28 protein-coding genes are annotated in these 26,189 nt (G+C 69.9%); 17 read left to right on the top strand and 11 right to left on the bottom strand.

Annotation, left to right across the window (positions count from 1 at the left end):
* Window positions 1-28: 28 nt before the first annotated feature.
* Window positions 29-1,720, bottom strand: a complete 1,692-nt coding sequence (locus FSY98_RS13360; RefSeq protein ID WP_144877146.1) for an ABC transporter substrate-binding protein — start codon at window positions 1,718-1,720, stop codon at window positions 29-31.
* A gap of 281 nt (window positions 1,721-2,001) precedes the next feature.
* On the opposite strand from FSY98_RS13360, the gene FSY98_RS13355 reads away from it, so the two are divergent.
* The 7 genes from FSY98_RS13355 (at window position 2,002) to FSY98_RS13325 (ending at window position 9,504) form a co-directional block, all read left to right on the top strand.
* Entirely contained in the window at window positions 2,002-2,688 is a 687-nt protein-coding gene (locus FSY98_RS13355; protein ID WP_144877735.1) for an NrtR DNA-binding winged helix domain-containing protein, read from the top strand.
* Entirely contained in the window at window positions 2,685-4,034 is a 1,350-nt protein-coding gene (gene nadA / locus FSY98_RS13350) for a quinolinate synthase NadA (protein ID WP_144877145.1), read from the top strand. The genes FSY98_RS13355 and nadA overlap by 4 nt, the downstream gene beginning before the upstream one ends.
* On the top strand, window positions 4,031-5,515 hold the full coding sequence (gene nadB, locus FSY98_RS13345) for an L-aspartate oxidase (RefSeq protein WP_144877144.1): 1,485 nt from the start codon (window positions 4,031-4,033) through the stop codon (window positions 5,513-5,515). Before nadA ends, nadB begins: the two co-directional genes overlap by 4 nt.
* Entirely contained in the window at window positions 5,515-6,366 is an 852-nt protein-coding gene (gene nadC / locus FSY98_RS13340; protein ID WP_144877143.1) for a carboxylating nicotinate-nucleotide diphosphorylase, read from the top strand. Before nadB ends, nadC begins: the two co-directional genes overlap by 1 nt.
* Window positions 6,367-6,370: 4 nt before the next feature.
* The gene (locus tag FSY98_RS13335; RefSeq protein WP_144877142.1) at window positions 6,371-7,510 is read left to right on the top strand and encodes a cysteine desulfurase family protein; all 1,140 of its coding nucleotides are present in this window, start codon (window positions 6,371-6,373) and stop codon (window positions 7,508-7,510) included.
* A gap of 238 nt (window positions 7,511-7,748) precedes the next feature.
* On the top strand, window positions 7,749-8,696 hold the full coding sequence (locus tag FSY98_RS13330) for a glycosyltransferase family 2 protein (RefSeq protein WP_313955875.1): 948 nt from the start codon (window positions 7,749-7,751) through the stop codon (window positions 8,694-8,696).
* A gap of 34 nt (window positions 8,697-8,730) precedes the next feature.
* Entirely contained in the window at window positions 8,731-9,504 is a 774-nt protein-coding gene (locus FSY98_RS13325) for an SDR family NAD(P)-dependent oxidoreductase (RefSeq protein ID WP_144877141.1), read from the top strand.
* A gap of 151 nt (window positions 9,505-9,655) precedes the next feature.
* Here FSY98_RS13325 and FSY98_RS13320 read toward each other — a convergent pair whose 3' ends face one another.
* Window positions 9,656-11,704, bottom strand: a complete 2,049-nt coding sequence (locus FSY98_RS13320; RefSeq protein WP_144877733.1) for an ABC transporter ATP-binding protein — start codon at window positions 11,702-11,704, stop codon at window positions 9,656-9,658.
* 177 nt (window positions 11,705-11,881) lie between these two features.
* On the opposite strand from FSY98_RS13320, the gene FSY98_RS13315 reads away from it, so the two are divergent.
* Window positions 11,882-13,357: an MDR family MFS transporter gene (locus tag FSY98_RS13315; RefSeq protein ID WP_144877140.1), complete on the top strand. Its 1,476-nt coding sequence runs from the start codon at window positions 11,882-11,884 to the stop codon at window positions 13,355-13,357.
* Between the two features lie 115 nt (window positions 13,358-13,472).
* Here the strand turns inward: FSY98_RS13315 and FSY98_RS16785 are convergent, their stop codons facing one another.
* Window positions 13,473-13,622 (bottom strand): hypothetical protein, encoded by a 150-nt coding sequence (locus FSY98_RS16785; RefSeq protein WP_186307688.1) that lies wholly within the window; start codon window positions 13,620-13,622, stop codon window positions 13,473-13,475.
* A gap of 129 nt (window positions 13,623-13,751) precedes the next feature.
* Here FSY98_RS16785 and FSY98_RS13310 point away from each other — a divergent pair, with 129 nt between their 5' ends.
* On the top strand, window positions 13,752-14,351 hold the full coding sequence (locus FSY98_RS13310) for a 1-acyl-sn-glycerol-3-phosphate acyltransferase (RefSeq protein WP_144877139.1): 600 nt from the start codon (window positions 13,752-13,754) through the stop codon (window positions 14,349-14,351).
* On the opposite strand, the gene FSY98_RS13305 is transcribed toward FSY98_RS13310, so the two are convergent.
* Window positions 14,318-14,518, bottom strand: a complete 201-nt coding sequence (locus tag FSY98_RS13305) for a hypothetical protein (protein ID WP_144877138.1) — start codon at window positions 14,516-14,518, stop codon at window positions 14,318-14,320. The two genes, FSY98_RS13310 and FSY98_RS13305, sit on opposite strands and share 34 nt — an antisense overlap.
* Before the next feature lie 84 nt (window positions 14,519-14,602).
* Here FSY98_RS13305 and FSY98_RS13300 point away from each other — a divergent pair, with 84 nt between their 5' ends.
* Window positions 14,603-15,127 carry a DUF6328 family protein gene (locus FSY98_RS13300; RefSeq protein ID WP_144877137.1) on the top strand — a complete coding sequence of 175 codons (525 nt, stop codon included), beginning with the start codon at window positions 14,603-14,605 and terminating at the stop codon, window positions 15,125-15,127.
* Between the two features lie 42 nt (window positions 15,128-15,169).
* On the opposite strand, the gene FSY98_RS13295 is transcribed toward FSY98_RS13300, so the two are convergent.
* Window positions 15,170-15,712 (bottom strand): Dps family protein, encoded by a 543-nt coding sequence (locus tag FSY98_RS13295; protein ID WP_144877136.1) that lies wholly within the window; start codon window positions 15,710-15,712, stop codon window positions 15,170-15,172.
* Window positions 15,713-15,815: 103 nt separating this feature from the next.
* Here FSY98_RS13295 and FSY98_RS13290 point away from each other — a divergent pair, with 103 nt between their 5' ends.
* From FSY98_RS13290 to FSY98_RS13280, 3 genes are all read left to right on the top strand, one after another.
* Window positions 15,816-16,325, top strand: coding sequence for a GNAT family N-acetyltransferase (locus FSY98_RS13290; RefSeq protein WP_144877135.1), 510 nt, complete (start codon window positions 15,816-15,818; stop codon window positions 16,323-16,325).
* 76 nt (window positions 16,326-16,401) lie between these two features.
* Entirely contained in the window at window positions 16,402-16,701 is a 300-nt protein-coding gene (locus tag FSY98_RS13285) for a Fe-S cluster assembly protein HesB (protein ID WP_144877134.1), read from the top strand.
* A gap of 138 nt (window positions 16,702-16,839) precedes the next feature.
* Window positions 16,840-17,184, top strand: coding sequence for a LysR family transcriptional regulator (locus FSY98_RS13280; RefSeq protein ID WP_144877133.1), 345 nt, complete (start codon window positions 16,840-16,842; stop codon window positions 17,182-17,184).
* 21 nt (window positions 17,185-17,205) lie between these two features.
* Here FSY98_RS13280 and FSY98_RS13275 read toward each other — a convergent pair whose 3' ends face one another.
* Together FSY98_RS13275 and FSY98_RS13270 are read right to left on the bottom strand one after the other, a co-directional pair.
* On the bottom strand, window positions 17,206-18,870 hold the full coding sequence (locus FSY98_RS13275; RefSeq protein WP_144877132.1) for an ABC-F family ATP-binding cassette domain-containing protein: 1,665 nt from the start codon (window positions 18,868-18,870) through the stop codon (window positions 17,206-17,208).
* A gap of 62 nt (window positions 18,871-18,932) precedes the next feature.
* Window positions 18,933-19,493, bottom strand: a complete 561-nt coding sequence (locus FSY98_RS13270) for an alpha/beta fold hydrolase (protein WP_144877131.1) — start codon at window positions 19,491-19,493, stop codon at window positions 18,933-18,935.
* 251 nt (window positions 19,494-19,744) lie between these two features.
* On the opposite strand from FSY98_RS13270, the gene FSY98_RS13265 reads away from it, so the two are divergent.
* Window positions 19,745-20,626 carry a manganese catalase family protein gene (locus FSY98_RS13265; protein WP_144877130.1) on the top strand — a complete coding sequence of 294 codons (882 nt, stop codon included), beginning with the start codon at window positions 19,745-19,747 and terminating at the stop codon, window positions 20,624-20,626.
* Between the two features lie 117 nt (window positions 20,627-20,743).
* Here the strand turns inward: FSY98_RS13265 and FSY98_RS16780 are convergent, their stop codons facing one another.
* Together FSY98_RS16780 and FSY98_RS13255 are read right to left on the bottom strand one after the other, a co-directional pair.
* Complete coding sequence (locus FSY98_RS16780) at window positions 20,744-21,421, bottom strand: hypothetical protein (protein WP_186307687.1); 678 nt, start codon at window positions 21,419-21,421, stop codon at window positions 20,744-20,746.
* Complete coding sequence (locus FSY98_RS13255; RefSeq protein WP_144877129.1) at window positions 21,405-21,968, bottom strand: RNA polymerase sigma factor; 564 nt, start codon at window positions 21,966-21,968, stop codon at window positions 21,405-21,407. The genes FSY98_RS16780 and FSY98_RS13255 overlap by 17 nt, the downstream gene beginning before the upstream one ends.
* Before the next feature lie 153 nt (window positions 21,969-22,121).
* Here FSY98_RS13255 and FSY98_RS13250 point away from each other — a divergent pair, with 153 nt between their 5' ends.
* Both FSY98_RS13250 and FSY98_RS13245 read left to right on the top strand, forming a co-directional pair.
* A complete protein-coding gene (locus tag FSY98_RS13250; protein ID WP_144877128.1) occupies window positions 22,122-22,832 on the top strand; it encodes a CHRD domain-containing protein in 711 nt (236 codons plus the stop codon).
* 68 nt (window positions 22,833-22,900) lie between these two features.
* A complete protein-coding gene (locus FSY98_RS13245) occupies window positions 22,901-23,494 on the top strand; it encodes a class F sortase (RefSeq protein WP_144877127.1) in 594 nt (197 codons plus the stop codon).
* Between the two features lie 19 nt (window positions 23,495-23,513).
* Here FSY98_RS13245 and ychF read toward each other — a convergent pair whose 3' ends face one another.
* Together ychF and FSY98_RS13235 are read right to left on the bottom strand one after the other, a co-directional pair.
* Window positions 23,514-24,587, bottom strand: a complete 1,074-nt coding sequence (ychF, locus tag FSY98_RS13240) for a redox-regulated ATPase YchF (protein WP_144877126.1) — start codon at window positions 24,585-24,587, stop codon at window positions 23,514-23,516.
* Between the two features lie 63 nt (window positions 24,588-24,650).
* Window positions 24,651-25,391 (bottom strand): class I SAM-dependent methyltransferase, encoded by a 741-nt coding sequence (locus FSY98_RS13235; RefSeq protein ID WP_144877125.1) that lies wholly within the window; start codon window positions 25,389-25,391, stop codon window positions 24,651-24,653.
* A gap of 59 nt (window positions 25,392-25,450) precedes the next feature.
* Here FSY98_RS13235 and FSY98_RS13230 point away from each other — a divergent pair, with 59 nt between their 5' ends.
* Complete coding sequence (locus FSY98_RS13230; RefSeq protein WP_144877124.1) at window positions 25,451-26,074, top strand: exonuclease domain-containing protein; 624 nt, start codon at window positions 25,451-25,453, stop codon at window positions 26,072-26,074.
* Window positions 26,075-26,189 lie beyond the last annotated feature (115 nt).

Raw genomic sequence — 26,189 nt, 5'->3', positions numbered from 1 at the left:
CGACTCCCTGCTTCCCCGGTGACGCGGACTACTTGGCCGGCTGGAGGTGCGTCAGGACGTAGCCTGCCGCGATCGAACCCCAGGACGGCGGGAAGGCGTAGAGGTCGTCCTCCGTCGGCCAGCCCGTGTAGTCCTTCGTGTTGTAGAAGGTCTGGGTCGCGTTGATCACCAGCGGGATGTAGGGCAGGTCGCGCACGATCTCGGTCTGGATCGTCCCGTACAGCTCCTTCTTGGTCGCCTCGTCGTCCGTGCTGATGGCCGACTGCACGGCCTGATCGACGATCGGGTTGTTGTAGCGGCTGAAGTTCCAGCGACCGGTCGGGACCTCCTCACCGACGGGGCCGGTGGAGCCGACGGTCGTGCCGCCGAACCAGTCGCGGTAGATCTGGAACGGGTCGGCGACCGAGGTTCCGACCATGCCGCCGACGATGAGCTGGAAGTCGCCGCTCTGACGCGAGTCGGAGAACTCCTGCCACTGCACGGTCGAGGCGTTGATCTTGATGCCTGCGGCTTCGGCCTGCTCGGCGATGAGCTTTGCGGCGTCGTTGTAGTCGGTCCAGCCGTCGACGGACGTCAGCGTGAGCTCGACCTTCTGACCGTCCTTCTCGTAGATGCCGTCGGAGCCCTTGGTGTAGCCGGCCGCCTCGAGAATCGAGTCCGCCTCAGCGGCGTCGGCCTTCTGCGGGCTGAGCTCGTTCGCGGAATCCGCGACCCACTTCTCGTCGCGGGGAAGCAGCGCGTACGTGGGCGAGATGTCGCCGGTGAGACCGACGAACGCCTTGTCCTTGATCGTGCCGCGGTCGATCGCCGCGTTCAGCGCCTGACGCACGGCGACGTCGGTCTGCGGACCGGAGCAGCCGAGCTCGGCGTTCGAGCAGGTGTAGAGGACAGTGGGGTCCTGCGGGGTGTTGACCCACGAGATCGCGCCGTTCGCGGTGACGTCGTCGGGGTTCGGGATGAACATGCCGGTCCAGTCGAGCTTCCCGGCGGCGAGGAGGTCCTGAGCTGTCTGGTTGTTGTCGACCGCGATGTACTGCACCTTCTTGACTCCGAGGTCGTCAGCGCCACGGAAGTTCTCGTTCGCGACGAGGGTGTAGGACTCGCTCGTGGTCTTGTCGACGACGTAGGGGCCGGAGCCGACCGGCTCCTCGTTGGCGAAGTTGGCGTAGTCGTCGACGTCCGCCCAGATGTGCTCGGGAAGGATGTAGGTCGACCCGAGACGCTGGAACTCGGTCGTGAACTGCGCGGTCGAGTAGGTCAGCACGACGGTCGTGTCGTCGGTCGCCTCGGCCGAGACCAGTCCGTTGCCCTCGGGATTGTTGGCTTCGTAGTTGAAGGAGAAGGCCACGTCGGCGGCGGTGAGCGGCTCGCCGTCGCTCCACTTCAGGTCGGGCTTGATGGTGATCGTGATCACCGTGCCGTCTTCGTTGTATTCGTAGGTGTCGCCGATCATGCCCTCGGGCTCCGAGTCCGACGTCTTGTTGAAGAAGAACAGCGGCTCGTAGATGGGGCCGAGCGCACCGTGGAGCACGGTGGGCGCGAAGGGGTTGTAGTTCGCCGTGATGGGGGTCTGGCTTCCGGCCCAGACGCGGAGCGCGCGGTCGCCGTCTGCGCCGCTCCCGTCGTTGCCACCTGCGCCACAGGCCGTCAGGCCCAGGGCGAGGACGGAAGCTCCCGCCACGGCGGTGAGCGCGATCTTGCGCTTTCCGGTACGGATCATTCTGTCGTTCCTCTCGGTGCTGCACTGCAGGAGGGATTTCTCCGGATTGGAGACGGAACCCTGGGTGGGGCTCGCGGGCAAACGCCCTGAGAAGGGGTTTGTTAGGACAGTAACCTAACAAACCCGCCCATCCTCGACAAGACCTCGCGACCCTCCTGCATAACGTTTCGGACTCGACCAGCGGATGCCGTCACATCGCTGGACTAAAGGTGGCGACGACAATAAGATCGAGGCGGGAGGTTAAGGTGCCAAAGACTCAAAGTGCCGGTATCGATGTCGCGGTGTCGACCGTGATCCTCACGCTGCGACGAACGGAGAGCGGAGACCCGGTTCTCGCCCTGCCCCTGGTGCGTCGCACGCGTGCGCCGTTCGACGGGCAATGGGCTCTGCCCGGCGGATGGCTCACGGCGACCGAATCGCCCGTGGATGCCGCAGCGCGCACCCTCGCCGAGACGACCGGCCTCACGCCGAGTTACCTCGAGCAGCTCTACGCCTTCGGCGCCGTCGACCGCTCCCCCACCCGGGTCGTGTCGATCGTGTACTGGGCGCTGCTCAGGCAGGACGACGTCGATGCCCAGAGCGCCGCTCATCTCGCCTCCGGCCTGGCCCCCGAGAACGTGCGCTGGGTCGACCTCTCCGAGCGCCCTCCTCTTGCCTTCGACCACGACAAGATCGTCGACTACGCACTGTGGCGCCTCCGCAACAAGGTCGGCTACAGCCGCGTCGCGCATGGCTTCCTGCCCGCCGAGTTCACCCTCTCCGACCTCCGCGAGGCGTACCAGTCGATCCTCGGTCGCCAGCTGGACCCGGCCAACTTCCGCCGTCAGGTCGAGGCGACGGGGAATCTGATCCCCACCGAGCGTTTCCGCACTGGCAGTCACCGCCCTGCGCGCCTCTACCGATACGACACCGATGTGGAGCTGGCCGACCACGGCCCGCTCGGACCCGAGGAAACGAGCATCCGATGAGCATCACCTTCGTCCCCACCCCGCCCGTGCCGGCACTCGGGGCAGCCCCCGACGCGTCCGTGGATCACGCGATTCAGGCGATCGTCTCCGGAGCCTCGACCGACGCGACCTGTACGACCGATCTCGCAGCAGGGCCCTGGGACTTCGACATCCGCCCCGGGTACGGTCCCGGCTCGTCGATGGGCGACGTCATCCCCACCGGCGCACCGCGGCAGGGCGAGCTTCCGGCCGCATACCGCGAGGCGACGGAGGACGAGCTCGACCAGCGGATCCGAGTCGCCAAGGAGACGCTCGGCGATCGCGTCGTGATCCTCGGTCACTTCTACCAGCGGGAAGAGGTCGTGCGGCACGCCGACTACGTCGGCGACTCGTTCCAGCTCGCCACCGCCGCGAAGGGCAGACCGGATGCCGAGGCGATCGTGTTCTGCGGGGTGCACTTCATGGCCGAGACCGCCGACCTCCTGTCCGGGCCGGACCAGGCTGTGGTGCTGCCCAACCTCGCCGCCGGCTGCTCCATGGCGGACATGGCGGACATCGACCAGGTGGAGGACTGCTGGGAGCAGCTCGCGGATGTGCTCGGCGACCTCGACGAGCCGGACGAGGACGGGCGCGTTCCGGTGATCCCGGTGACGTACATGAACTCCTCCGCGGCGATCAAGGGCTTCGTCGGCCGGCACGGCGGGATCGTCTGCACGTCGTCGAACGCGCAGACGGTGCTGGACTGGGCGTTCGAGCGCGGACGTCGCGTGCTCTTCTTCCCCGACCAGCACCTCGGCCGCAACACGGCGAAGGCGATGGGGGTGCCCCTCGCGCAGATGCCGATGTGGAACCCGCGCAAGGCGCTCGGTGGATCCACCGAGGCCGAGCTGGCCGACTCCCGCGTCATCCTCTGGCACGGCTTCTGTTCGGTGCACCGCAGGTTCACCGTCGACCAGATCGCCCAGGCGCGCGTCGAGCACCCCGGAGTCCGCGTCATCGTGCACCCCGAGTGCCCGATGGAGGTGGTCGACGCCGCCGACGAGGCGGGGTCGACCGACTACATCCGCCGGGCCATCGCCGCGGCGACCGAGCCGACCACCTTCGCGATCGGCACCGAGATCAACCTGGTGCGACGCCTCGCCGCGCAGTTCCCGCAGCACGAGATCTTCTGCCTCGACCCGGTCGTGTGCCCGTGCTCGACGATGTACCGCATCCACCCCGGCTATCTCGCCTGGGTGCTCGAAGAACTCGTGGCGGACCGCACGCCGAATCGCATCGTCGTGGCTTCCGACGTGGCCGACCCCGCCCGCCTCGCCCTCGAGCGGATGCTGGCCGCGAAGCCCCCGGTGGCGGCGAGCGCGCGATGAACGTCGTCGTGGTCGGATCCGGCATCGCCGGGCTCACCGCCGCACTGCATGCCGCGGAGGCCGGCCACCGCGTGACCCTGGCGACGAAGGGCGCCCTGGGTGACGGATGCACCGGCTACGCCCAGGGAGGAGTCGCCGGCGTCTACGGGCCGCACGACTCGGCGGAGCAGCATGCCGCCGATACGATCACCGCCGGCGCGGGGCTCTCCGACGTCGATGCCGTCGAGGTGCTGGTGCGGGGTGCGGCCGACCGGATCGCCGAGCTGATCACGCGGGGCGTGGCCTTCGACCGGGATGTCGACGGGCGTCTGCTGCTCGGACATGAAGCGGCGCACAGCCACGCCCGCATCGTGCACGCGGGTGGCGACGCGACGGGTACCGCGATCTCGCGTGTTCTGGTGGCATCGGTGCGGGGCGGCTCACGCATCGGGGTCGTCGAGCACGCCATGCTCATCGACCTCATCGTGGCGGGCGACACGGTGCGCGGCATCCGTCTGCTCGTCGACGGGGTGATCGACGTGCTCGACGCGGATGCCGTGATCCTTGCGACCGGCGGCGCCGGGTGCCTGTACGCGCACACGACCAACCCCGAGGGGACGACGGGCGACGGCATCGCAGCGGCGATCCGCGCCGGTGCGGCCGTGAGCGACCTCGAATTCGTGCAGTTCCACCCGACCGTGCTCTCGATGGGCTCCCCGTTCCTGATCTCGGAGGCCGTGCGCGGCGAGGGTGCGACGCTCGTCGACGACGCAGGACGACGCTTCGTCTTCGACACCCACCCCGACGGGGAGCTCGCTCCCCGCGATGTCGTGTCGCGGGCGATCGCGCGGCGCGCCGCCGAGCAGGGCGCTCCCGTGCGCCTCGACGCGACGATGCTCGGAGCAGGGCGGCTGTCCAGACGGTTCCCGACCATCGACAGAGTCACGCGCGAGCGGGGTCTCGACTGGTCCACGCGTCCGGTCCCGATCACTCCCGCGGCGCACTATCTGATGGGCGGCGTGCAGACCGACCTCGACGGCCGCACGACACTGCGGGGTCTGTACGCGGTCGGCGAGGTCGCGCGCACCGGAGTGCACGGCGCCAACCGGCTCGCCTCCAATTCGCTGCTCGAGGGAGCCGTGTTCGGCGCGCGCGCCGCATCCGCGCTCGGTGATCCGTGGCGCGAGTGGCAGGCCGCCGCACCCCCGCGGCAGGTCGCCGCTCCCGTCGCCGCGCACGCCTCATTCGAGCGCGCCGCACTGCAGCACCTAATGTGGGACCGCGTCGGACTGCTCCGAGACACGCACGGTCTGGAGACGACGCTCGGAACCGTGCGGGCGTGGGCGGCCGCCGCGACGACGCCTACGACCGTGTGCGAGCACGAAGACGCGAATCTCCTGCTGTTGGCCGAGGCCACGGCATCCGCCGCTCTGTCGCGCGTGGATCCCGTCGGCGCCCACTACCGCGAACCCGCACCCGCACCCCTCCTGGAGGCCGTCTGATGCTCACTGCCGCTGTCATCGCCCGCGCCGTGGGCGCCGCCCTCGAGGAGGACGCCCCGTGGGGCGACCTCACCAGCACCGCGCTCCTGCCGCCGGATACGACGGCCACGGCCGATCTCGTCGCCCGAGAGCCGGGCGTCTTCAGCGGGGGCGACGTCTTCGTCGCCGCCTTCGTCCTCACCGACCCGGCGATCCGGGTCGACGTGCACGTCGGGGACGGAGACGAGTTCGCCGCCGGCGACGTGCTGGCGACGGTGACGGGAAACGCCCGGGGAATGCTCACCGCCGAACGGGTCGCGCTGAACTTCACGCAGCGCATGAGCGGTATCGCCACGCTGACCGCGGCGTACGTCACCGCGACCGAGGGCACCGCCGCACGCATCGCCGACACCCGCAAGACCACCCCCGGGCTGCGGGCGTTCGAACGTCACGCCGTCGTCTCCGGCGGCGGGCGCAATCACCGGCATTCGCTGTCGGACGCGGTGATGGCGAAGGACAACCACCTCGCCGTACTGCAGCGCTCCGGTCGAGACCTCGCCTCGGCGCTCCGCGATGCGCTCGTGCACCTCCCCCACACCACGCACGTCGTGGTGGAGGTCGACCGTCTCGACCAGATCGAAGACGTCGTCGCGGGGGGTGCCCACACCGTGCTGCTCGACAACTTCACGCCTGACGAGCTCCGCGCAGGCGTGGCCCTCATCGACGGACGAGCCCAGGTCGAGGCCTCGGGGGGCGTGAATCTCGACACCGTCGCGGCGATCGCGGCCACCGGGGTCGACGTGATCTCGGTGGGCGCGCTGACGCACTCGGCCAGGGCACTCGACCTCGGCCTGGACCTGCGGATCGACTGAGCGGATGCTGTACCTCGACCACGCCGCCACCTCGCCTCTGCGCCCGGAGGTCCGGGACGCCATGCTCCCGTACCTCTCCGGCGTATTCGGCAATCCCTCGAGTCACCACACGATCGGCGAGGCGGCGGCAGAGGCGCTCGCCGACGCCCGGGCGCGGGTGGCTCGGGTGCTCGGGTTCCGCAGCGGCGACGTGGTGTTCACGGGAGGAGGGACGGAGGCGAACAACCTCGCCGTGAAAGGCATCGTGCTCGCTGCGCTCGAACGCGGCCGTCGCCATCTCGTCGTGTCGCCGATCGCACACGAGTCCGTGCTCGCCCCCGCCGATTACCTGCGGCGATACCACGGTGTCGAGGTGACCCGTCTGCCGGTGGACCGGGCCGGTCGGCTCGACCCCGACGACCTGCGCGCCGTGCTGCGCGACGACACCGCCCTCGTCGCGATCGATCACGCGAACAACGAGATCGGCACGGTGCAGGATGTCGCCGCACTCGCCGCGCTCACCACGGCGTCGCGGGTGCCACTGCATGTGGATGCCGTGCAATCCGCGGGCTGGTTGCCGCTGCGCGACCTCGGAGCGGATGCCGTCGCGATCGCCGGACACAAGCTCGGCGCGCCGAAGGGCGTCGGTGCGCTGGCCGTCCGAGGGCGCATCCCCCTGGAGCCCCTGCTCCACGGCGGTGGTCAGGAGCGGGGCCGACGCTCCGGCACGGAGAACGTCGCCGGAGCCGTCGCTCTCGCCACCGCGCTCGAGCTCGCGGCCGCGGAGCAGCGCTCGACGCACGCCGAGGTCGGCGAATCGACCGAGCTCTTCATCGAGGGCGTGCTGGCCGCGGTTCCGCAGGCCGCGCTCACCGGCCACCGGCACTCGCGACTGCCAGGGTGCGCGAGCTTCATCTTCGCCGGAGTCAACGGCGAGACCGTGCTGCTCGAGCTCGAACGCCGCGGCGTCGTGTCGTCGAGCGGCTCGGCCTGCGCGACCGACAGCGAAGAGCCCTCCCACGTGCTGCTCGCCTGCGGCATCGACCCGGACCTCGCCCAGACCGCCGTCCGCTTCACGTTCGGACGGGAGCCGATGCCGGCGGACGCCGCTGGCCGGCTCGCCGCCGTCGTCGCCGATGCGGTGCGCGCGGCAGCCGGGACCTGATCGCGGCGGCCGCATCGCGCGTCCATGCCGTCGCCCGCGCCGTCGCTCCCGTCCGTCGTTACCGCGCCATCCGGCCCGCGCCCGTGCCGTCGCGTCCATGCCGTCGCACCCATCCGTCGTGCTCGTGCCAGCGTGTGCCAGCGTGTGCCCGCGTCATCGTGTACCCGCGTACATCCCACCCCGATCCTGCCGGCCTCGGCGACGCGGACCGCGCCGCGCTGCGCCATAGACTCGGCTGGTGACCGCCTCCGACCCGATCGTGACGATGATCGTCCCCGGTCGCGACATCGCCGACTTCGCACCGGCCGCGCTGGATTCCCTGCGGGCTCAGAGCGAGCCGCGGTGGCGGGCCGTTCTCGTCGACGACGGATCCCGGGACGCGACTGCCGCTGTCTTCGCCGAGGCGGCCGAATCCGACCCGCGTTTCCGTGTGGTCACGCATGCGGAATCGCGCGGCCTCGGAGCTGCCCGGAACTCGGCTCTCGACCTCGTCGACACCCCGTTGGTCGGCTTCCTCGATGCCGACGACGAGCTCACCCCCGCGGCCCTGGCCCGCCTGACGGGAACTCTCGCCGTGAGCGGCAGCGATCTCGTGGCCGCGGCGTACGTCCGATCGCGCTTCGACGGCGAGGCCTACGTCTCCGGGCGCGTGCAGCCGTGGGTCGCCGCAGCGACGGATCCCGAGCGACTCGGCACGACGATCACCGCGCACCCCGCGGCGAGCGCGAACATCGTCGCCTGGTCGAAGGTGAGCCGCACCGACATGTGGCACGACCTGAGATTCCCCGAGGGAGTGGCCTACGAGGACCAGGTCGTCGCCCAGCTCCTCTACACCCGGGCGCGCGCCTTCGACGTGATCCCCGATGCGGTCGTCCGCTGGCGTGTGCGTGCCGACGGCTCCTCGATCACCCAGGGCAAGGCGCGGCTCCCCGTTCTCCGCGACTATCTCGCCGCGCTGCGCGGCGGCATCCGCGTGCTTCACGAGGCGGGAGCCGGCGGGGCGGTGACGGCACGTCTGAACCTGATCCTCGCGATGGATCTCCCCCCGCTCCGTGACATCGCGGCGCAGCATCCCGACCCCGACTATGCGGCGACGCTCGACGCCTTCGTCGCCGACCTGCAGTCGCTCCCCGAGTACGCCGACGCACGCCCCGATCCCACCCTCGCCGCCGGTCTCGGCTGGTGAGAGCCCTCCGTTCGACCACGCCCCGGGAGAGACGATGAACGACTACCTCGCCGACCTATTCTCGCTGCACGGCCGCACCGCCGTCGTCACGGGCGGGAGCTCGGGCATCGGACGAGGCATCGCGACCGCGCTCGCCCGCGCCGGGGCGGCGACGGTGATCGTGGCACGCGGCGAGGAGCGGATCGCGAGCACCGTGGCCGAGCTGGAGGGATTCGGATGCCGCGCGGCCGGCGTCGTGGGCGATCTCGGGTCCCGCGACGGCATCCGCGCGGTCGCCGACGCCGCGGCGGAGCCCTTCGGAGAACCCGACATCCTCGTCAATTCGGCCGGCATCAACATCCGCCCGCCGTTCACCCACATCACGGAGGACGACTGGGATGCCACGATGACCGTGAACGCGCTCGCGCCGTTCCTCCTCGGACAACGGTATGCGCGCGGCATGGCCGCGCGCGGGTACGGACGACTCATCCACATCAGCTCGCAGCAGGCTCATCGCGCGTTCGTGTCGAGCGGCGTGTACGGGGCATCGAAGGGCGCGGTGGAGTCGCTCATGCGCTCTGAGGCCGAGGCATGGGGTGAGGCCGGCGTGACGAGCAACACCCTCGTCCCCGGGTTCGTGCTCACCCCGCTCAATGCACGTCTGCAGGAGGACCCGGAGCAGATCGCCGCCCTCGCCGCCCGCACCATGATCGGCCGCAACGGACTGCCCGAGGACTTCGCCGCCGCGGCCGTATTCCTCGCCGGCGCCGGGTCGGCGTACATCACCGGGCACTCGCTGTTCGTGGACGGCGGCTTGTCGGTGCACTGAGCCACGGGTTGCAGCGCTGAGACGGGACCTCCGCGCAGACAGCCTCGAGGCAGACATCTCGCCGCTGCGTGCCGCAGCGTCGACCGCCCGGGTGCGCTCGTGCTCGCGTGGGATCCCCCACTCCCGGACAGTGCGACTGCTACTGCCACGGTTACTGCTGGTCGGGATACACCCGGTCATCAGCGGGCGGCGCGTCGAGCAGCGGCACCGAGGCGGTGAGGGTCGCCGCGGCATCCGCTCCGGCCGAGTCATCAGGCGCCCGGTCGGCCCGCCTCTCTGTGAGCGCGGCGCCGACACCGCCCGAGACGGCCTGCTCGACCTCGGCCTCGGTGTCGAGGACCCTCGATGCGGCCACCTGCTGCGCCGCGAGCTCGGCGTACAGGCCGCCGAGCGCGAGCAGTTCGGCGTGGGTGCCGGACTCGACGATCTGACCGGCTTCGAGCACATGGATGACGTCGGCGGACATGACCGTCGACAGACGGTGCGCGATCGTGAGCGTCGTACGCCCCTTGGCAGCCTCGTCGAGGGCTTCCTGGACGACGCGCTCCGACACGGTGTCGAGAGCCGAGGTCGCTTCGTCGAGCAGCAGCACCGGCGGGTCCTTCAGCAGGACGCGCGCGATCGCGATGCGCTGCTTCTCGCCGCCGGAGAGTCGGTATCCGCGCTCCCCGACGACGGTGTCGTAGCCCTGCTCGAAACCGTCGATGATGTGGTGGATGTTGGCCGCCGTGCACGCGGCGATCATCTCCTCGTCGGTGGCGCCCGGCTTGGCGTACAGCAGGTTCTCGCGGATGGTGGCATGGAACAGATAGGTCTCCTGCGAGACGATCCCTACCTGGTCGATGATCGATTCCTGGGTGAGCGAGCGCACATCGGCGCCGGCGAAGAGCACCGCGCCGCCATGCGCCTCGTACAGACGAGGTGCGAGATACAGGACCGTGGTCTTGCCTGCGCCCGAGGGCCCCACGAACGCCACATGGCGCCCCGGCTCGGCCACGAACGACACGCCCTGCAGGGTCGGGCGCGCATCCGCCGCCGCGTCGGGGTAGCGGAAGACGACGTCGTCGAACTCGATCCTGCCGCGCGGCCCGGGCGCCTGCCCGACATCGATCGCGTCGGGAGCGTCGCGGATCTCCGGCACGAGGTCGAGGTACTCGAAGATGCGCGCGAACAGCGCGGAGGATGTCTGGAGGTCGAGCGACACGCGCATGAGCCCCATGAGCGGCTGCAGCAGTCGAGCCTGCACGGTGGTGAACGCCACGACCGTGCCGGCCGTGATCGCGCCCGTGCCACCCGCGATGAGGTAGCCGGAGACGAGGTAGATGATGGCAGGGACGCTGGCCATCAGCACCTGGACCACCGCGAAGAAGCCCTGGCCGCTCATCGCGCGACGCACCTGCAGCACCACCTGATTGCGGTTCTCGGCCTGGTAGCGCGCCGACTCGGTGCGCTGCCGGTTGAACGCCTTCGACAGCAGCATGCCCGACACGCTCAGGGTCTCCTGGGTGATCGACGTCAGCTCGGAGAGGGACTCCTGCGTCTCTCCGGCGATGCGCGCCCGCACCTGGCCGACCCGACGCTGGACGATGATGAGGAACGGCATGAGCACGACGGCGATCAGGGTGAGCCGCCAGTCGATCAGGATCATCGCGACGAGCGAGGCGATCACGGTGACGACGTTGCCGAGGATGCTGGTCACGGTGTTGGTGAGCACGCCGGAGACGCCGCCGACGTCGTTCTGCAGCCGTGACTGGATCACGCCCGTCTTCGTGCGGGTGAAGAAGCCGAGCTCCATCGCCTGCAGGTGCTCGAAGAGACGCACCCGCAGATCACCGGTGACGCTGTTGCCCACGGTCGAGGTGAGCCAGGTCTGCGCGACGCCGAGCACGGCCGAGAGCAGGAACAGTCCGATCATGCCGCCGACGAGCCACCCCAGCAGCGAGAGCTGCGGGCCCCCTCCGTCGACCGGGAAGAGGGCGTCGTCGAAGATGCGCTGCACGAGGAGCGGCGGTATGACGGCGATGCCCGCTCCGACGACGACGAGCACACCGGTCAGAGCGATTCGCCAGCGATACGGCCGGAACAGCGCCACGACGCGGGCACCGAGCCCCCTGATGCGGGGCGCCTCGGCGTTCAAGCGCCGCTGCGCCGCCTCGTCGACGCCGCGGAAGCCGCCGCCCCGCCCTGCCATCCCGCCCATACTCATCCCGCCAGCGTAGTCAGCACCGGCGACACCGGCCCCGAATCGCCGGGACCGGATCATCGTCGCCAGCGGATCGGCTCGGATGCGGAATGGAATGTCCGAACCTGACGTTACGCTGAATGGTCCCCGCGCTCTCGCGCACTCCTCCCTCTTCCGCTCCTAGGAGGCCGCCGCATGTCTGCCGTCGACACCGGTTCCATCACCACGCCCCCTTCCGCAGCGAGAGGCGACATCGCGCCCAGCGACATGCGCGTGATCTGGCTGCTTCTCGTGGCCGCCTTCGTCGCCATCCTCAATGAGACGACGATGGGCATCGCCATCCCTCATCTCAACGCCGACCTCGGCATCCCGCCGGAGCTCGGCCAGTGGCTGACCAGCGCGTTCATGCTGACGATGGCCGTCGTGATCCCGACCACGGGCTTCATCCTGCAGCGGTTCACCACGCGTCAGGTCTTCATCGCCGCGATGACGGCGTTCTCGCTGGGAACCCTCGTGGCGCTCGTGGCCCCGGGGTTCACCGTGCTGCTCGCCGGCCGCGTGATCCAGGCCGCAGGCACCGGCATCATGATGCCGCTGCTGATGACGACCATCATGAACGTCGTGCCGCCGCAGTCCCGCGGTCGCATGATGGGTCGCGTCGGCCTCGTCATCTCCCTCGCACCGGCGATCGGCCCGACGCTCGCCGGCGCCGTGCTCGAGACGCTGAACTGGCGCGCGCTGTTCGCCATCATCCTGCCGATCGCGCTCATCTCACTGCTGATCGGTGTGAAGTGGATGACGAATCTCGGCGAGACACGCGTCGTCCCGCTCGACGTGCTCTCCATCCCGCTCGCGGCGCTCGGCTTCGGCGGCATCGTCTTCGGCCTCAGCCAGTTCGGCGGCGAGGGCGGCTCCGGCGAGGCAGCTGGTATCACCGCGCTCGTCGTCGGGGCGGTCGCGCTCGGCCTCTTCGTCTGGCGTCAGCTGGTCCTCCAGCGCGCCGACGACGCCCTGCTCGATCTGCGCGTGTTCCGGTCGATGAACTTCACGTTCTCGGTCATCATCATGACGATCCTCGCCCTGTCGATGTTCGGCACCCTCACACTGCTGCCGCAGTACCTGCAGAACGTGGCGGGTCTGAACGCCCTCGAGTCCGGGCTGATCCTGCTCCCCGGCTCCGTGCTGATGGGTCTGCTGGGTCCGGTCATGGGACGCATCTACGACGCGAAGGGCACGCGCCCCCTGCTCATCCCCGGGACGATCCTCGTCTCCGCCGCGCTGTTCTTCTACTCCACGGTCGGTCAGGACACGGCGTTCTGGGTTCTCATCATCGTGCAGGCCGCGATGTCGGTCGGCCTCGCTATGTCGTTCACGCCCCTGTTCTCGGCCTCGCTCGGCTCGCTCGACCGCTCGCTGTACTCGCACGGCTCGGCTGTGCTCAACACGCTGCAGCAGGTGGGCGGCGCCGCCGGAGTGGCGCTGCTGACGGTCACCTACTCGTCGATCCTGCACGCAGGCGAGAGCGAGGGCCTGTCGACCGCCGTCGCCGGCGCGCCGGGAGCTCGGACGGCATTCCTCATCGCGGCGATCATCTCGCTCGCGGCCGTCGTGCTCAGTGCTTTCGTGCGCAAGCCCGCGGAAGAACCGTCGGGCTTCCACAGCGGCCACTGATCGCTCGAAGCGTCGTGACCCCTGCGTGCGGACGTCAGCACGCCGGGGTCACGGCGTCATCGCGGGGTCTCCTGGATGGCGCGAGATGTCGACGGCTGGGAAGTCGCGGCGCGGGCTACGGCTTCTTCGGCGCGGTGAAGCAGCAGACTCCGCCGCTGCAGTAGCCGAGGCTGTCGTCGACGTCCTCCAGCAGATTCAGGGCGCCGGGCAGCGGCGACAGCGCCGGGCGCGTCTCGTGCTCTTCGGGTTCCCGTGTGGTGGCCATCCCTCGATGGTACGCCTGCTGCACGGGGATGGCATCGTCCGCATCCATCCTCCGGTGCGCACCGCTCACGTCGACCGGCGGCCTGTCAACCGCCAGGGAATCGACAGCCCGTTCCCCTAGCGTGGGGGGATGGTGACCCGACTCCTCGCCCGCGTGTACTGGGCGCTCAGCCGATGGACCCTCGTAGCCGAATCCGCGCCGACCCGGCCGACCGTGCTGATCGGCGCTCCGCACACGTCGAACTGGGACTTCGTGCTCATGCTCGCGATCGCCTGGCGCCTCGGCATCGATGTGCGATGGCTCGGCAAGAGCAGCCTGTTCCGGGGGTGGCGGGGTCCGATCATGCGCCGCCTCGGTGGCATCCCCGTCGATCGCGCCGACCCCGCCCGTGTGGTCGGCGACGTGGTGGCACGGGTCCACCAGGGTGAGGTCTTCGGCCTCGTCGTGACTCCTGACGGTACGCGCAGCGCGACGGGGTACTGGAAGTCCGGCTTCTACCGCATCGCTCGCGAGACGGGGATGCCGGTGACGCTCGGGTTCGTCGACCGGACGACCATGACGACGGGGCTCGGACCCACCATCGAGCTGACGGGTGACATCGGCGCCGATATGGACCGCATCCGCGCCTTCTACTCCGACAAGGCGGGCCTGCGGCCCGAACGTCGCCGTGAGCCGCGGCTCCGCGAAGAACCCGGTCAGGCGCCCTTCTCGGTCTCCGACCGCGCATAATCCAGGTCGTCGTCGGTCAATGTCTCGGCCATGCCGACGACAGCGCCGGTGATCTCGCGGATCTCCTCACGAGCGACCTCGCCGACATGCGGCGCGTGCTCGAAGACGCCGAGCCTCGCCTCGTCGGAGAGGTCGTTCCACCATTCCCTGATGGGCGGCAGAGTCATCGCCGGCCGCCCCTCGTGAATCGGCCGGTGGCCGGCGAGGCAAGACTCTGGACACCGGGAATCGCGGACCGGAAGACTGTCGTCATGGACCCGGAAGACCGCCCGCTGCACCCGATCGAACGCGACGACCGCAGGGACGGTCGCGACGAGACCGCCAACGAGCGCGCCGACCGCAACTGGGACGAGCTCCTCCAGGAACTCCGCGTCATGCAGACTGGCACGCAGATCCTCACGGGCTTCCTCCTCGCGGTCGCGTTCCAGCCTCGGTTCGAGGACATGGATGCCTTCCAGCGCGACGTGTACGTCGTTCTCGTCGGCCTCGCGGCTCTGGCGACCATCCTCGCACTCGCGCCGGTCGGGATGCACAGGGCGCTGTTCGGGCGCCAGCGCAAACCGCAGCTCGTGCGGGTGGCGGCACGCATCGTGCGGATCGATCTGATCGTGATCGCCGCACTCACAGTCGGTGTGACGACGCTCATCATCGACTTCACGGTCAACCGCACCGCCGGTCTCATCGCGCTCGTCGCGTCGGTCGTGGTGATCGCGGCGCTGTGGCTGGCTATGCCGACCCTCGTGCGACGGGCCCGGAACGACATCCGCGAGGGATGAGTCCGAGCCCGTCCAGCAGCGATACCAGCTGCGTCTGTGGTGTCAGCTGTGTGCAGGGGTGCGGTTCTCGGCGCTGACCATCCACGCGAACTGCTCGAGGCTCTCGAGGACCGCGTGCAGGATGTCCGCCGACGTGGGGTCTTCCTCGTCGACCGCGTCGTGCACGTCTCGCATGGTGCCGATGACGGCCTCGAGGCGAGCGGTGATGAGGTCGATCGTGTCCTCGGTCGACACCTCACCCATGGGGAAGGCGGGCAGCGAGGTCGTCTCCGCGATCGTGTCGGTGCGCCCGTCCGGCACGGCGTGCAGGGCACGCATCCTCTCGGCGACCGTGTCGCTGAACGTGCGGGCGGCGTCGATGATCTCGTCGAGCTGGCGGTGGGTGTCGCGGAAGTTGCGTCCGACGACGTTCCAGTGCGCCTGCTTGCCCTGCAGCGACAGCTCGATCAGGTCGACCAGCACCGTCTGCAGGTTGGCCGCCAACGTGGGTGACGCCGTGAAGCCCTTCTCGGCGTTCTGCCGGCGGGTGGTCTTCGCGCCGCGCTTGGTCTCTGCGGTGTTCGTCGTGCTCTTCTTCTCAGCCATAAGTAAACCTCCTGAGTGGTGACGTTACGCGCGTCGATCCGCTCGATCGAGGGGCTTGACACCCGCTCCCCGCACCCCCGAAGGTGGCCTGCGGAGGTCACGAATGACGGACAGGAACGAGCAGATCGACATCGCGCCGCTCAGGCCGGAGGATGCCGGGGAGGTGATGACGCTGCAGCGCGCCGCCTTCGTGTCGGAGGCGCAGATCTACGGCAGCGCCGACATGCCGCCGCTCACGCAGACGCTCGCCGAGGTGGAGGCGGAGTTGCGGTCGGGCTCGGGATTCGGCGCGCGGGTCGACGGTCGCCTCGTCGGCGCGATCCGCTTCACCGAAGACGAGCGGATGCTGCTGATCGGGCGCATCGCCATCGCCCCCGACATGCAGGGCGAGGGCATCGGCCGCAGCCTGCTGACCGCCGCTGAAGAGGCATCGGCGGCGGAGACGGCGGAGCTCTTCACGGGCAGCCTCAGCGAGGCGAACATCCGGCTGTACGAGGCATGCGGGTACACGGAGAGCGACCGCATCCCCCAGGGCGACGGCACCGACCAGGTGTTCCTGCGCAAACCTCTGCATCCGGTGGGAGAACCCTCCGAACCGGGCGCGTCGGGTTGATCAGGCGGACGGGGTTCGGCATCGTGGCCCGGACACGTCGCGACCGCGTCGTGTCCGCTACCGGAAGGAGAGTCTCGTGCTCACCCTCACCGACAACGCAACCGCCATCGTGACCACCCTCGTCAGCCGTCAGACCGACGCCGCCGACGCAGGTCTTCGCATCCACTCGACCCCCGATCCCGGCCCCGACGGCGGTGCTCGTCTCGCCGTGCTCGTCGCGCCCGACCCCGAGCCGTCTGATCAGGTGGTCGAGGTCTCCGGAACCCGGCTCTTCCTCGACGAGACCGCGGCAGCCGCGCTCGACGACAAGGTGCTCGACGCCGGGGTGGACGACGAGGGCGCGGTGTCCTTCGCCGTGCTCAGCCAGGTCGCCTGAGCTCCCCTGCTTCACCACGGATGCCGCGGCTCGCCGAGCCGCGGCATCCGTGCGTCCGGGGCCGGTGCGTCGCGGCATCGCGTCTCGCGTAGGTTGGAGGGGGCTGACCCGAGACCACCGCCGAGGAGGCGAACCCGAATGAAGATCGCACTGCTGCGCCGCTACGTGGTGCTCGCGGAGACGCTGCACTTCCCCCGGGCGGCCGAGCAGCTCGGCATCCCGCTGGCCTCGCTGTATACGACCCTCGACAAGCTCGAGGCGGAGGTGGGCCATGCGCTGATCAATCGCGAGGGCACTCCGCGACTCACCAACGTGGGCACGCTGTTCCTCGCAGAGGCACGGGCGGCGGTCGACGCCGCTCCCCCGCCCGCCCCGAAGACGGTGGCGCCGGCCGGCGGCAAGGCCAAGGCGTCGAAGGGCAAGGGGCGTGCGCCGATCGTCAAAGGGCAGCCGAAGCCGTACAAGAAACGCCAAGGGCGCTGATCCCCTGTCGGCGCGGAGCTCTCAGCGTTCCGCGACGGTGCCGTCGTCGACCAGCCACCTCCGCGTGGTCTGCACCGCGTCGAGCATGCGCCGGTCGTGCGTGACGAGCAGCAGCGTGCCGGTGTAGCTCTCCAGGGCGTGCTCCAGCTGCTCGATCGCGGGGAGGTCGAGGTGGTTGGTCGGCTCGTCGAGCACGAGCAGGTTCACGCCGCGCGCCTGCAGCAGGGCGAGCGCAGCGCGGGTCCGTTCACCGGGCGACAGCTCATCGACGGGGCGGGTGACATGGTCGGCCTTGAGTCCGAACTTCGCGAGCAGAGTGCGGACCTCGGCCGAGGACATCTCGGGCACCGCTGTCTCGAAAGCGTCAGCGAGAGCGGCCGCTCCCCGCAGCAGTGACCGAGCCTGGTCGATCTCGCCGATCTGCACGCTGGCGCCCATGCTCGCGGAGCCCTCGTCCGGGTCCTGGCGTCCGAGCAGACCGCGCAGCAGGGTGGACTTCCCGGCGCCGTTGGGCCCCGTGATGCCGATGCGATCGCCGGCGTCGACCTGCAGAGAGATCGGCCCGAGCGCGAAGTCGCCCTGACGGAACACCGCGGCGCTCACCGTCGACACGACCGTGCTCGACCGAGGCGCTGAGCCGATGGTGAACTCGAGCTGCCATTCCTTGCGCGGCTCCTCCACTTCGTCGAGGCGCGCGATACGGCTCTCCATCTGGCGCACCTTCTGCGCCTGCTTCTCGCTGGACTCCGTCGACGCCTTGCGCTGCAGCTTGTCGTTGTCCGGCGACTTCTTCATGGCATTGCGCACGCCCTGGCTCGACCACTCCCGTTGCGTGCGCGCACGGGCGACGAGGTCGGCCTTCTTCTCGGCGAACTCGTCGTACTTCTCCCGCAGGTGCCGCTTCACGACGGCGCGCTCCTCGAGGAACGCGTCGTACCCGCCGCCGTACAGCCGATGCGTGTGCTGGGCGAGATCGAGTTCGAGCACGCGCGTGACGCTGCGGGCGAGGAACTCTCGGTCGTGGCTGACGAGCACCACTCCCCCGCGGAGCCCTCGGACGAACGATTCCAACCGGTCGAGGCCGTCGAGATCGAGGTCGTTGGTCGGCTCATCGAGGAACACGATGTCGAAGCGTGAGAGCAGCAGCGCCGCCAGCCCCACTCGCGCAGCCTGTCCGCCGGACAGGCCCGTCATGAGAGTGTGCTCGTCGACACGTCCGCCGCTCGGGAGACCGAGGTCGGCGAGCACCGTCGGGATGCGGTCGTCGAGGTCGGCGGCGCCGCTGGCCAGCCAGCGCTCGAGGGCCGCCGAATACGTCTCGGCAGGGTCGGTGCCGGTGGGAGCCAGGCCGGGGTCTCCGAGCGCCACCGCCGCGGCATCCATCTCCCTGGTGGCGTCGGCGCAGCCCGTACGGCGGGCGATGTACTCGGCGACCGTCTCGCCGGGCACACGCTCATGCTCCTGCGGCAGCCACCCGACGAACGCATCGGCGGGTGCGAGCGAGACCGTGCCGTCCACGGGCGCGTCGACCCCCGCGAGAAGCCGCAGCAGGGTCGACTTTCCCGCACCGTTCGCACCCACCACGCCCACGACGTCGCCGGGAGCGACGGTCAGGTCGAGCCCCTCGAAGAGGATGCGGTGGCCGTGGCCACCGGCCAGGTTCTGGGCGACGAGCGTGGCGGTCATCACACCATCCTTCCAGCCCAGCCGGCCGATCGCTCAGCGCGCGACCGCGCCCGTTCGAGGGGTCAGTCCCAGTCGAGGTACTCCTCGATGATGACGCCGGTCTCGATCGGATGGTGCACCGGGAAGAGGTGATCGCCGGCGATGGTCTTGATGCTCGAACGGTCGGGCATGGTCGACTGCAGCGCCTCGGCGTTCGCGGGCGGCGTGTCGGTGTCTTCGGTGCCCTGCACGATGAGCACCGGGATCGCCGGGGCGACCGCGATGTCCACGTCCTCCACGCCGAGCAGCAGCAGTCCGTTCGCGCGGTCGGCATGCGCGGCGACGAGAGCGCGGGCGATCGTGCCGCCGAAGCCGTGTCCGCCGATCCAGGTGTCGTCGATGCCGACGTGGTCGATCACGGCGACAGCATCCTCGACCCGCTCGTCGAGCGTCGCGTCGCCCGATCGATGCCCGATGCGCAGCACGTGGAAGCCTGCCTCCTCGGCGAGGTAGTGCGCGGCGACGCCCAACACATCGGCGGCGAGACCCTGCTCTTGGATGAGGACCAGCTTGACCGGACCGTCGCCCTCGTCGGCGAAGGGGATCGCGCGGCCGTCGGGCTCGAAGATCTGGGTGTCGGTCATGGGCGTGGGTCTCCTCGTGCCGTCTCAGTGGTGGCGAGGGGCATCGCGCTGCGGCGTGCGCGTTCCGGCGCCATCAGCCCCTCGCCCTCCAGCGTATCCCGCTCGCTGGCGACGAGCGGGTGCGCGCGCGCCTCGCCTGCGACGGGCGCGCGATTGTCGCAGGGTCGAGCGGATCTGGAAAGCCCCCTCGTGATCCGGAGTCACGGGCGTTGCATGGCCAGTCCACCGACAGACCCCCAGAAAGGCGCACCATGTTCTTCCATCGACAAGAGCTCCAGTTCTCCGCGACACCCGAGGCCCCGGATGCCGTCTACGCGCGAAAGCTGCAGGAGGTGCTCGGCGGACAGTACGGCGAGATCACCGTGGCACTGCAATACCAGTTCCAGGCGTGGAACATGCACATCCCCGGCAAGTACCGCGATCTCGTGTTCGGCATCGGTGCGGAAGAGATGGGGCATGTCGAGATGCTCGCGATCATGATCGCGCAGCTGCTCGAGAAGGCACCTCTCGGCATCACGGAGGATGCCGTGCAGGACGACCCGACCGTCGCCGCGATCGTCGGAGGGACCGACGTGCAGCAGGGCATCGTCGCGGGCGCCGGTGCCCGCCCGGTCGACAGCAACGGCAACCCCTGGCAGGGGTCGTACATCACGTCCAGCGGCAACCTCCTCGCCGACTTCATGGCCAATGCCAACGCCGAGATGCAGGGGCGCGTGCAGGTCGCGCGGCTGTACCACATGACCGATGACCACGGCATCCGGGACATGCTGGGTTTCCTGCTCGCCCGCGACACGATGCACCAGAACCAGTGGCTCGCCGCGGTCGAGGAGCTCAAGGCGGAGGGCGCCGAGGAGCTGCCCGTGCCGAGCAACTTCCCGCTGAACAAGGAGCACCGCGAGGTGTCGTACCAGTACCTGAACTTCAGCGACGGGGCGGCGGCCGCCGAGGGGTCGTGGGCGAGCGGGCCGACGCCCGACGGCAAGGGCGAGTTCAGCTACCACGAGGGTCCGACCACGACGGCCGAGATGCCGCCGCCCACCCGTCCCGACGCGCGCTTCTACGGCACCACCGACATGCCGAACGTCGTGGAGAAGGTCGCCGGCGCGGCGCAGGACGCGATGAACAAGGAGTGAGCCGGCGCATCCGCCCGCCCGATCGGATGCTCGTGCGCCCTCTCGAACGGATCGCTCCGTTCGAGAGGGTGCGGGCCTCGCCGACGCGACGCGAGCGTGTCATGGGCGGATCAGTCGTCAGACGCGCGGCAGATCCGCACTGGCGATGACCGCCGACTCCTCCGAACGCACCTCCAGTCGCACCGTCTGCTCGCGAAGCACTGCGGCATTGAGCCGGCAGTGGATCGGCACCTCGGAACCGCGCATCTCGCCCGCCGGGAACTCCGTGCCGTCCTCGCCGACGAAGACGACGCGGTAGGTCTCGCCCGCGGTCAGCCCGTCGAGATCGAGCACGGCCTCGGTGCCCCAGGTGTGGGCGACGAGATCGGCATCCACGTCGATGCCCGCCGACTCCGTCACGATCAGGGGCTCGTAGGCGCCGAGCGTGCCAGGGGGCCCCGACGGAGGCGCGGACAGCACACCGGGGAGGGCCGACCCGATGCCGAGACCGACCGTGAGGCAGGCGGCCCCGAGCAGCAGCGCGCCCCACGGCATCCGACGGCGCGGCTCAACGGAGGGTTCCACGGCGATCTCGCCGAGCACGCGCTCGCGCAGAGCGGCGGTCACCACCGGATCCTCCCAGTCGATCCCCGCCCGTCCAGCGCGCTCGGCGACATCCCGCAGGCGCGTGATCTCGTCGGCGATCCATGGGTGCACCCTCGTGAGCTGTGCCAGCTCACCGCTTTCGAGTTCCGAGAGCTCACCGGCGACGGATGCCGCGATGAGCTCCTCGATGCGTTCATCGGGAGTGCGCATCGCTCTCCTCCGTCCCTTCGAGATAGCCGCGCAGAGCGCGGAGTGCATGGAAGGCGCGCGTGCGCCAGGTCGCCACCGGAACGCCAGTGGCGTCCGACAGTTCACGATAGGAGCGACCGTGCAGGTGGACGGCCACCACCGCCTCCCGGTGTGCGGGGCTCAACCGGGCGAGTCCCTCCGCGATCCGCAGCCGCTCGAGCGGATCCGCGTCGCCGGCGCTCAGGTCGTCCAGCTCCTCGTCACCGCCGATACGAGGCATCCGCGCCCTCGCACGCAGTGCGTCGGCGATCACGTTGCGCGCGATGGAGAACAGCCACGTACGCTCACTCGCGCGGTCGCTGTCGAATCGGTCGCGTGCCCGCCAGGCACGGAGGAACACCTCCTGCAGGCAGTCCTCGGCGAGGTGGCGATCGTGGAGCGCGTTGACGGCGAACCCGAGGAGGGCGGACGCGTGGGCATCGAACGCCCGCGTGATGTCGAGCGGACGCCCCTGCCGCCCGCGCTCCGCGGGCGAGTCGAGCGCGCGCGGTCGTCGTGCATCTTGCATGCGTCCTCCCGGAGATCACCGTCGACAGGGGATACGCGCGCGGGACCCCGACCGTTCATCGGGGATTCGTAGCGGACGGATGAACGGATCCCGCCGCCGCGACGTATCCCCCTGCAAGCGGATGCGTCCGGCGTCCCGATGAAAGGTCTCGCGATGAAGAAGATCAGCCCCCTCACCGTCACGGTCGGAGCCGCAGCCGCGCTCGGTCTGGTGCTCACCGCCGCCCCCGCCCACGCCGACACCGCGGTCGACGAGCCGTCGTCGTTCACCAGCGCATTCACCGTGCTGGCCACTCCTGACACCGTGGTGAACAATGACGGCGTCGCGGCACCGGGAGAGCCAGGCGCGGCGGGCACGTTCTCGTTCCGCGTCAACTCCGACCTCGACATCATCTGCTACGACATCGAGCTCACCGGAGTCACCGGCGACTACCAGAGCCCCGCGCGCACCGCCACGCACATCCATCAGGCGGATGCGGGCAAGCCCGGTCCCCCTCGTATCGCGTTCCCGAACCCGGCTCCGATCGGCGATGGTCCTCGCACGAGCTCCGGCTGCATGCAGGGACCGTTCACGACCGGCGTGCTGGTCGACGGCGTCGACACGGGCACGGGCTTCACCCTGGCGCAGCTCGAGGCGAATCCCGCAGGCTTCTCGGCCGACTCCCACACCGCATCGTTCGCGGCGGGTGTGGTGCGCGGCCAGCTCACTCAGGTGCCGGTCGGCGGAATCGACACGGGCGCCGGCGGAACCGCGGCTGAGTCGTCCGCGCTGGGCGCGGGCACCGGCATCGCCGCCGGGGTCGCGGCCCTCCTCGCCGCCACAGGAGTGGTCCTGCGCCTTCGTCGGCGTGCATCGACCCGGTGATCGCACCGCTCGGATCCCCACGGCGTCGCGCTCGCCTCTGGCCGGCGCCGTGGGGTGCGGCTGTCGTCGTGGTTTCGGCCGCCCTCCTCGTCGCGTGCGCGGGTCAGCCCGTCGCTGTTGCTCCGGAGCAGTCGTCGCCGCCGGCCGCCTCGGCCGCGCCGTCGAGCGCTCCCCCGCCGACGGAGTCTCCGGCCGATGCCGGTGCCATCTCCGGCCCGGTCGGCGTCGAGCCCGCGCGCGTCTCCATCCCGAGAATCGACCTCGATGAGCCGCTGATCGACCTCGGGCTGACCGCGGACGCCACCATGGAGGTCCCCGCCGACTTCGACGCAGTGGGGTGGTTCACGGGCGGAGGTCGCCCGGGCGGACACGGCCCGGTGGTGATCGCCGGGCACGTCGACTCCCCGACCGGCGCCGCGGTGTTCTTCCGGCTGCGCGAGCTCGTGCCGGACGACCTGGTCGATGTGACCGACGCCGACGGCATCCGGCACACCTACCGCGTGGTCGAGGTCGCCGATTACGCGAAGGCGGACTTCCCGACCGTGCGCGTGTTCGGGGCCGTGGCGGACGACGAGCTGCGACTCATCACCTGCGGCGGCGTGTTCGACCAGTCGGCCGGCTCGTACGAGGACAATCGCGTGGTGTTCGCCGTGCGGGCATGAACCGCCGGCTGGGAGCCGGTCAGTTGTTGAAGCGGAACTCCACGACGTCGCCGTCCTGCATGACGTACTCCTTGCCCTCGAGGCGGGCCTTGCCCTTGGCGCGGGCCTCGACGACGGAGCCCGTCTCGACGAGGTCGTCGAACGAGACGATCTCGGCCTTGATGAAGCCCTTCTCGAAGTCGGTGTGGATGACTCCAGCGGCCTGCGGCGCCTTCGACCCCTTGGGGATCGTCCAGGCGCGCGCCTCTTTCGGGCCCGCGGTGAGGTAGGTCTGCAGGCCGAGCGTGTCAAAGCCGATGCGGGCCAGCTGGTCGAGACCCGACTCGTCCTGGCCTGTCGAGGCGAGCAGCTCCGCTGCGTCCTCGGGGTCGAGGTCCTTGAGCTCGGACTCGATCTTCGCGTCGAGGAAGATCGCCTTCGCGGGGGCGACGAGCGCCGCCAGCTCCTCCTTGCGGGCGGCGTCGGTGAGCACGCCCTCGTCCACGTTGAACACGAAGATGACGGGCTTCGAGGTGAGAAGTCCGAGTTCCCGGATCGGGGCGAGGTCGAGTCCGCTGGTGGACAGCAGGATGCCGCGCTCCAGAGCGTCCTTCGCGGCCTTCGCGGTCTCGAGCACGACCGGCTCGATCTTCTTGCCTCGTACTTCCTTCTCGTACCGCGTGATCGCCTTGTCGACGGTCTCGAGGTCGGCGAGCATGAGCTCGGCGTTGATGGTCTCCATGTCGGATGCCGGGTTCACGGCCCCGTCGACGTGCACGACGTCATCGTCGGCGAATCCGCGGACGACCTGTGCGATCGCGTCGGCCTCGCGGATGTTCGCGAGGAACTTGTTGCCGAGTCCCTCGCCCTCGCTCGCGCCGCGCACGATGCCGGCGATGTCGACGAACGACACCGCGGCGGGCAGGATGCGCTCGCTGTGGAAGATCTCCGCCAGCTTGTCGAGACGCGGGTCGGGGAGGTTGACGACGCCGACGTTCGGCTCGATCGTCGCGAACGGGTAGTTCGCCGCGAGCACGTCGTTCTTGGTCAGGGCGTTGAAGAGGGTGGACTTGCCGACGTTGGGCAGACCGACGATTCCGATAGTGAGAGCCACGGGGTACGAGTCTACCCGGCCGCCTCTGCCGGACCGACCGAGTCACGTCTCGCTCCGCGCCGCTCAGCCCTTGATGCTGCGGAAGGCCCGCGTTACGTACGGGAGGTCGATCGTCGCCTCGCCGTCGAGACCGAGCTCGTCGAACAGTGCATCCATGGAGAGCCGGATCCGCTGCTTCTCGTCGTCCGGCGCGGTGATGATGTAACTCCGCGATGACGCCATCCTGTGCAGAAGGTCGCGCGTGATGGGTCGCGCCCACTCCCAGGTCTGCTCCTCGAGCGCCCCCATCGGCGGCGCCACCTCTGGTCCGCCGCCGGCGAGCATGATCTCGGCGTGGCTGCCGTGCATGATCTCTGTGAGCCGGCGCACCCAGTCGACCCGCTCGTCGCGGATGTTCCAGATCAGCCCGAGCACTCCGCCGTCACGGAGCACTCGCCCGACTTCGGCCGAACCGAGCACCGGGTCCACCCAGTGCCACGCCTGTCCGAGGACGACGGCGTCGACACTGGCGTCGGGAAGCGGGAGGCTCTCGGCGGCGCCCACGAACGTCGGCACCCCGGGGACAGCCCCGCGCAGCGCGGCGAGCATCTCGGGATCCGGATCGATGGCGACGATCTCGGCGTCAGGTGCCTTGGCGAGGACCCGCGTCAGCTTGCCGGTCCCCGCCCCGACGTCGGCGATGCGGCGCGAGTCGGCACGCATCGGATCGAGCATCCACGCCACGGCGTCGAAGGGGTAGTCGGGCCGCCCCAGCTCGTAGTTGTGCGCCTCGGCACCGAAGGAGGTCGACAGTCCATCGCTCATGTCGCCAGCCTACGGCGCGTCCTCCTCCCCCGCCGCTGCCCCCGGGAGAGAGTGGATGCGTGCCATTGGACTTCACCGCGATCGACTTCGAGACGGCGAATTCCAGCCCCGCCTCCGCGTGCTCCGTCGGACTCGTGCGAGTCCGCGACGGCCGAGTAGTCGCCACCGCGGGGTGGCTGATCCGCCCGCCGGCAGGGCACGACGAGTTCCAGGAGTGGAACACACGGATCCACGGAATCCGGGCGCAGGACGTCGTCTCCGCCTCCTCGTGGTTCGACCAGTTCGCCGCCCTGTGCGACTTCGCGGGCTCGGACGTGCTCGTGGCCCACAACGCCGGGTTCGACCTCAACGTGCTGCGTCGCGCGTCCGAGGCCACCGGCCTCGACTGCCCGCCGTACCGGTCGCTCTGCAGCCTGCAGGTGGCGAGGAAGGTCTACGACCTCGAGTCCTACCGTCTGCCGAAGGCTGCCGAGGCGGCCGGGTTCACCGGGTTCTCCCACCACGACGCCCTCGCGGATGCCCTCGCATGCGCGCACATCGTGATGGACGCAGCGCACCGTCTCGCCGTGCCCGACGTGTTCGCCCTCGCCGAGGCTCTCAGCCTGCGAGTGACGACTCCTCGCGCCCGGCAGCCGCGCCCGACCGAGACCCTCGTCACGGTACCGGGCCTCGCCGTCGCCTGAGGCCTCCGCCTCGGGCCCGCGTCACTCGACACTCCGCCCCTCGCCGCCCGGCTCTGCGAAACGCCGAATGCCCGAGCCGCGCCTGATCTCCGGGTCCCTCCGGGGAATGTCGGAG

It is taken from the genome of Microbacterium sp. 1.5R, from assembly GCF_007667425.1.
Classification (GTDB): Bacteria; Actinomycetota; Actinomycetes; order Actinomycetales; family Microbacteriaceae; genus Microbacterium.
Note: the sequence above shows the minus strand (reverse complement) of the source record. Positions and strands in the feature narration are given on the sequence as shown.

Bases quoted from the DNA above. Each gene is read 5' to 3' on its own strand.
- FSY98_RS13360 (WP_144877146.1), bottom strand. From the start codon at position 1,720: ATGATCCGTACCGGAAAGCGCAAGATCGCGCTCACCGCCGTGGCGGGA.
- nadA (WP_144877145.1), top strand. From the start codon at position 2,685: ATGAGCATCACCTTCGTCCCCACCCCGCCCGTGCCGGCACTCGGGGCA.
- nadB (WP_144877144.1), top strand. From the start codon at position 4,031: ATGAACGTCGTCGTGGTCGGATCCGGCATCGCCGGGCTCACCGCCGCA.
- nadC (WP_144877143.1), top strand. From the start codon at position 5,515: ATGCTCACTGCCGCTGTCATCGCCCGCGCCGTGGGCGCCGCCCTCGAG.
- FSY98_RS13335 (WP_144877142.1), top strand. From the start codon at position 6,371: ATGCTGTACCTCGACCACGCCGCCACCTCGCCTCTGCGCCCGGAGGTC.
- FSY98_RS13325 (WP_144877141.1), top strand. From the start codon at position 8,731: ATGAACGACTACCTCGCCGACCTATTCTCGCTGCACGGCCGCACCGCC.
- FSY98_RS13320 (WP_144877733.1), bottom strand. From the start codon at position 11,704: ATGGGCGGGATGGCAGGGCGGGGCGGCGGCTTCCGCGGCGTCGACGAG.
- FSY98_RS13315 (WP_144877140.1), top strand. From the start codon at position 11,882: ATGTCTGCCGTCGACACCGGTTCCATCACCACGCCCCCTTCCGCAGCG.
- FSY98_RS16785 (WP_186307688.1), bottom strand. From the start codon at position 13,622: ATGGCCACCACACGGGAACCCGAAGAGCACGAGACGCGCCCGGCGCTG.
- FSY98_RS13310 (WP_144877139.1), top strand. From the start codon at position 13,752: ATGGTGACCCGACTCCTCGCCCGCGTGTACTGGGCGCTCAGCCGATGG.
- FSY98_RS13305 (WP_144877138.1), bottom strand. From the start codon at position 14,518: ATGACTCTGCCGCCCATCAGGGAATGGTGGAACGACCTCTCCGACGAG.
- FSY98_RS13300 (WP_144877137.1), top strand. From the start codon at position 14,603: ATGGACCCGGAAGACCGCCCGCTGCACCCGATCGAACGCGACGACCGC.
- FSY98_RS13295 (WP_144877136.1), bottom strand. From the start codon at position 15,712: ATGGCTGAGAAGAAGAGCACGACGAACACCGCAGAGACCAAGCGCGGC.
- FSY98_RS13290 (WP_144877135.1), top strand. From the start codon at position 15,816: ATGACGGACAGGAACGAGCAGATCGACATCGCGCCGCTCAGGCCGGAG.
- FSY98_RS13280 (WP_144877133.1), top strand. From the start codon at position 16,840: ATGAAGATCGCACTGCTGCGCCGCTACGTGGTGCTCGCGGAGACGCTG.
- FSY98_RS13275 (WP_144877132.1), bottom strand. From the start codon at position 18,870: ATGACCGCCACGCTCGTCGCCCAGAACCTGGCCGGTGGCCACGGCCAC.
- FSY98_RS13270 (WP_144877131.1), bottom strand. From the start codon at position 19,493: ATGACCGACACCCAGATCTTCGAGCCCGACGGCCGCGCGATCCCCTTC.
- FSY98_RS13265 (WP_144877130.1), top strand. From the start codon at position 19,745: ATGTTCTTCCATCGACAAGAGCTCCAGTTCTCCGCGACACCCGAGGCC.
- FSY98_RS16780 (WP_186307687.1), bottom strand. From the start codon at position 21,421: ATGCGCACTCCCGATGAACGCATCGAGGAGCTCATCGCGGCATCCGTC.
- FSY98_RS13255 (WP_144877129.1), bottom strand. From the start codon at position 21,968: ATGCAAGATGCACGACGACCGCGCGCGCTCGACTCGCCCGCGGAGCGC.
- FSY98_RS13250 (WP_144877128.1), top strand. From the start codon at position 22,122: ATGAAGAAGATCAGCCCCCTCACCGTCACGGTCGGAGCCGCAGCCGCG.
- FSY98_RS13235 (WP_144877125.1), bottom strand. From the start codon at position 25,391: ATGAGCGATGGACTGTCGACCTCCTTCGGTGCCGAGGCGCACAACTAC.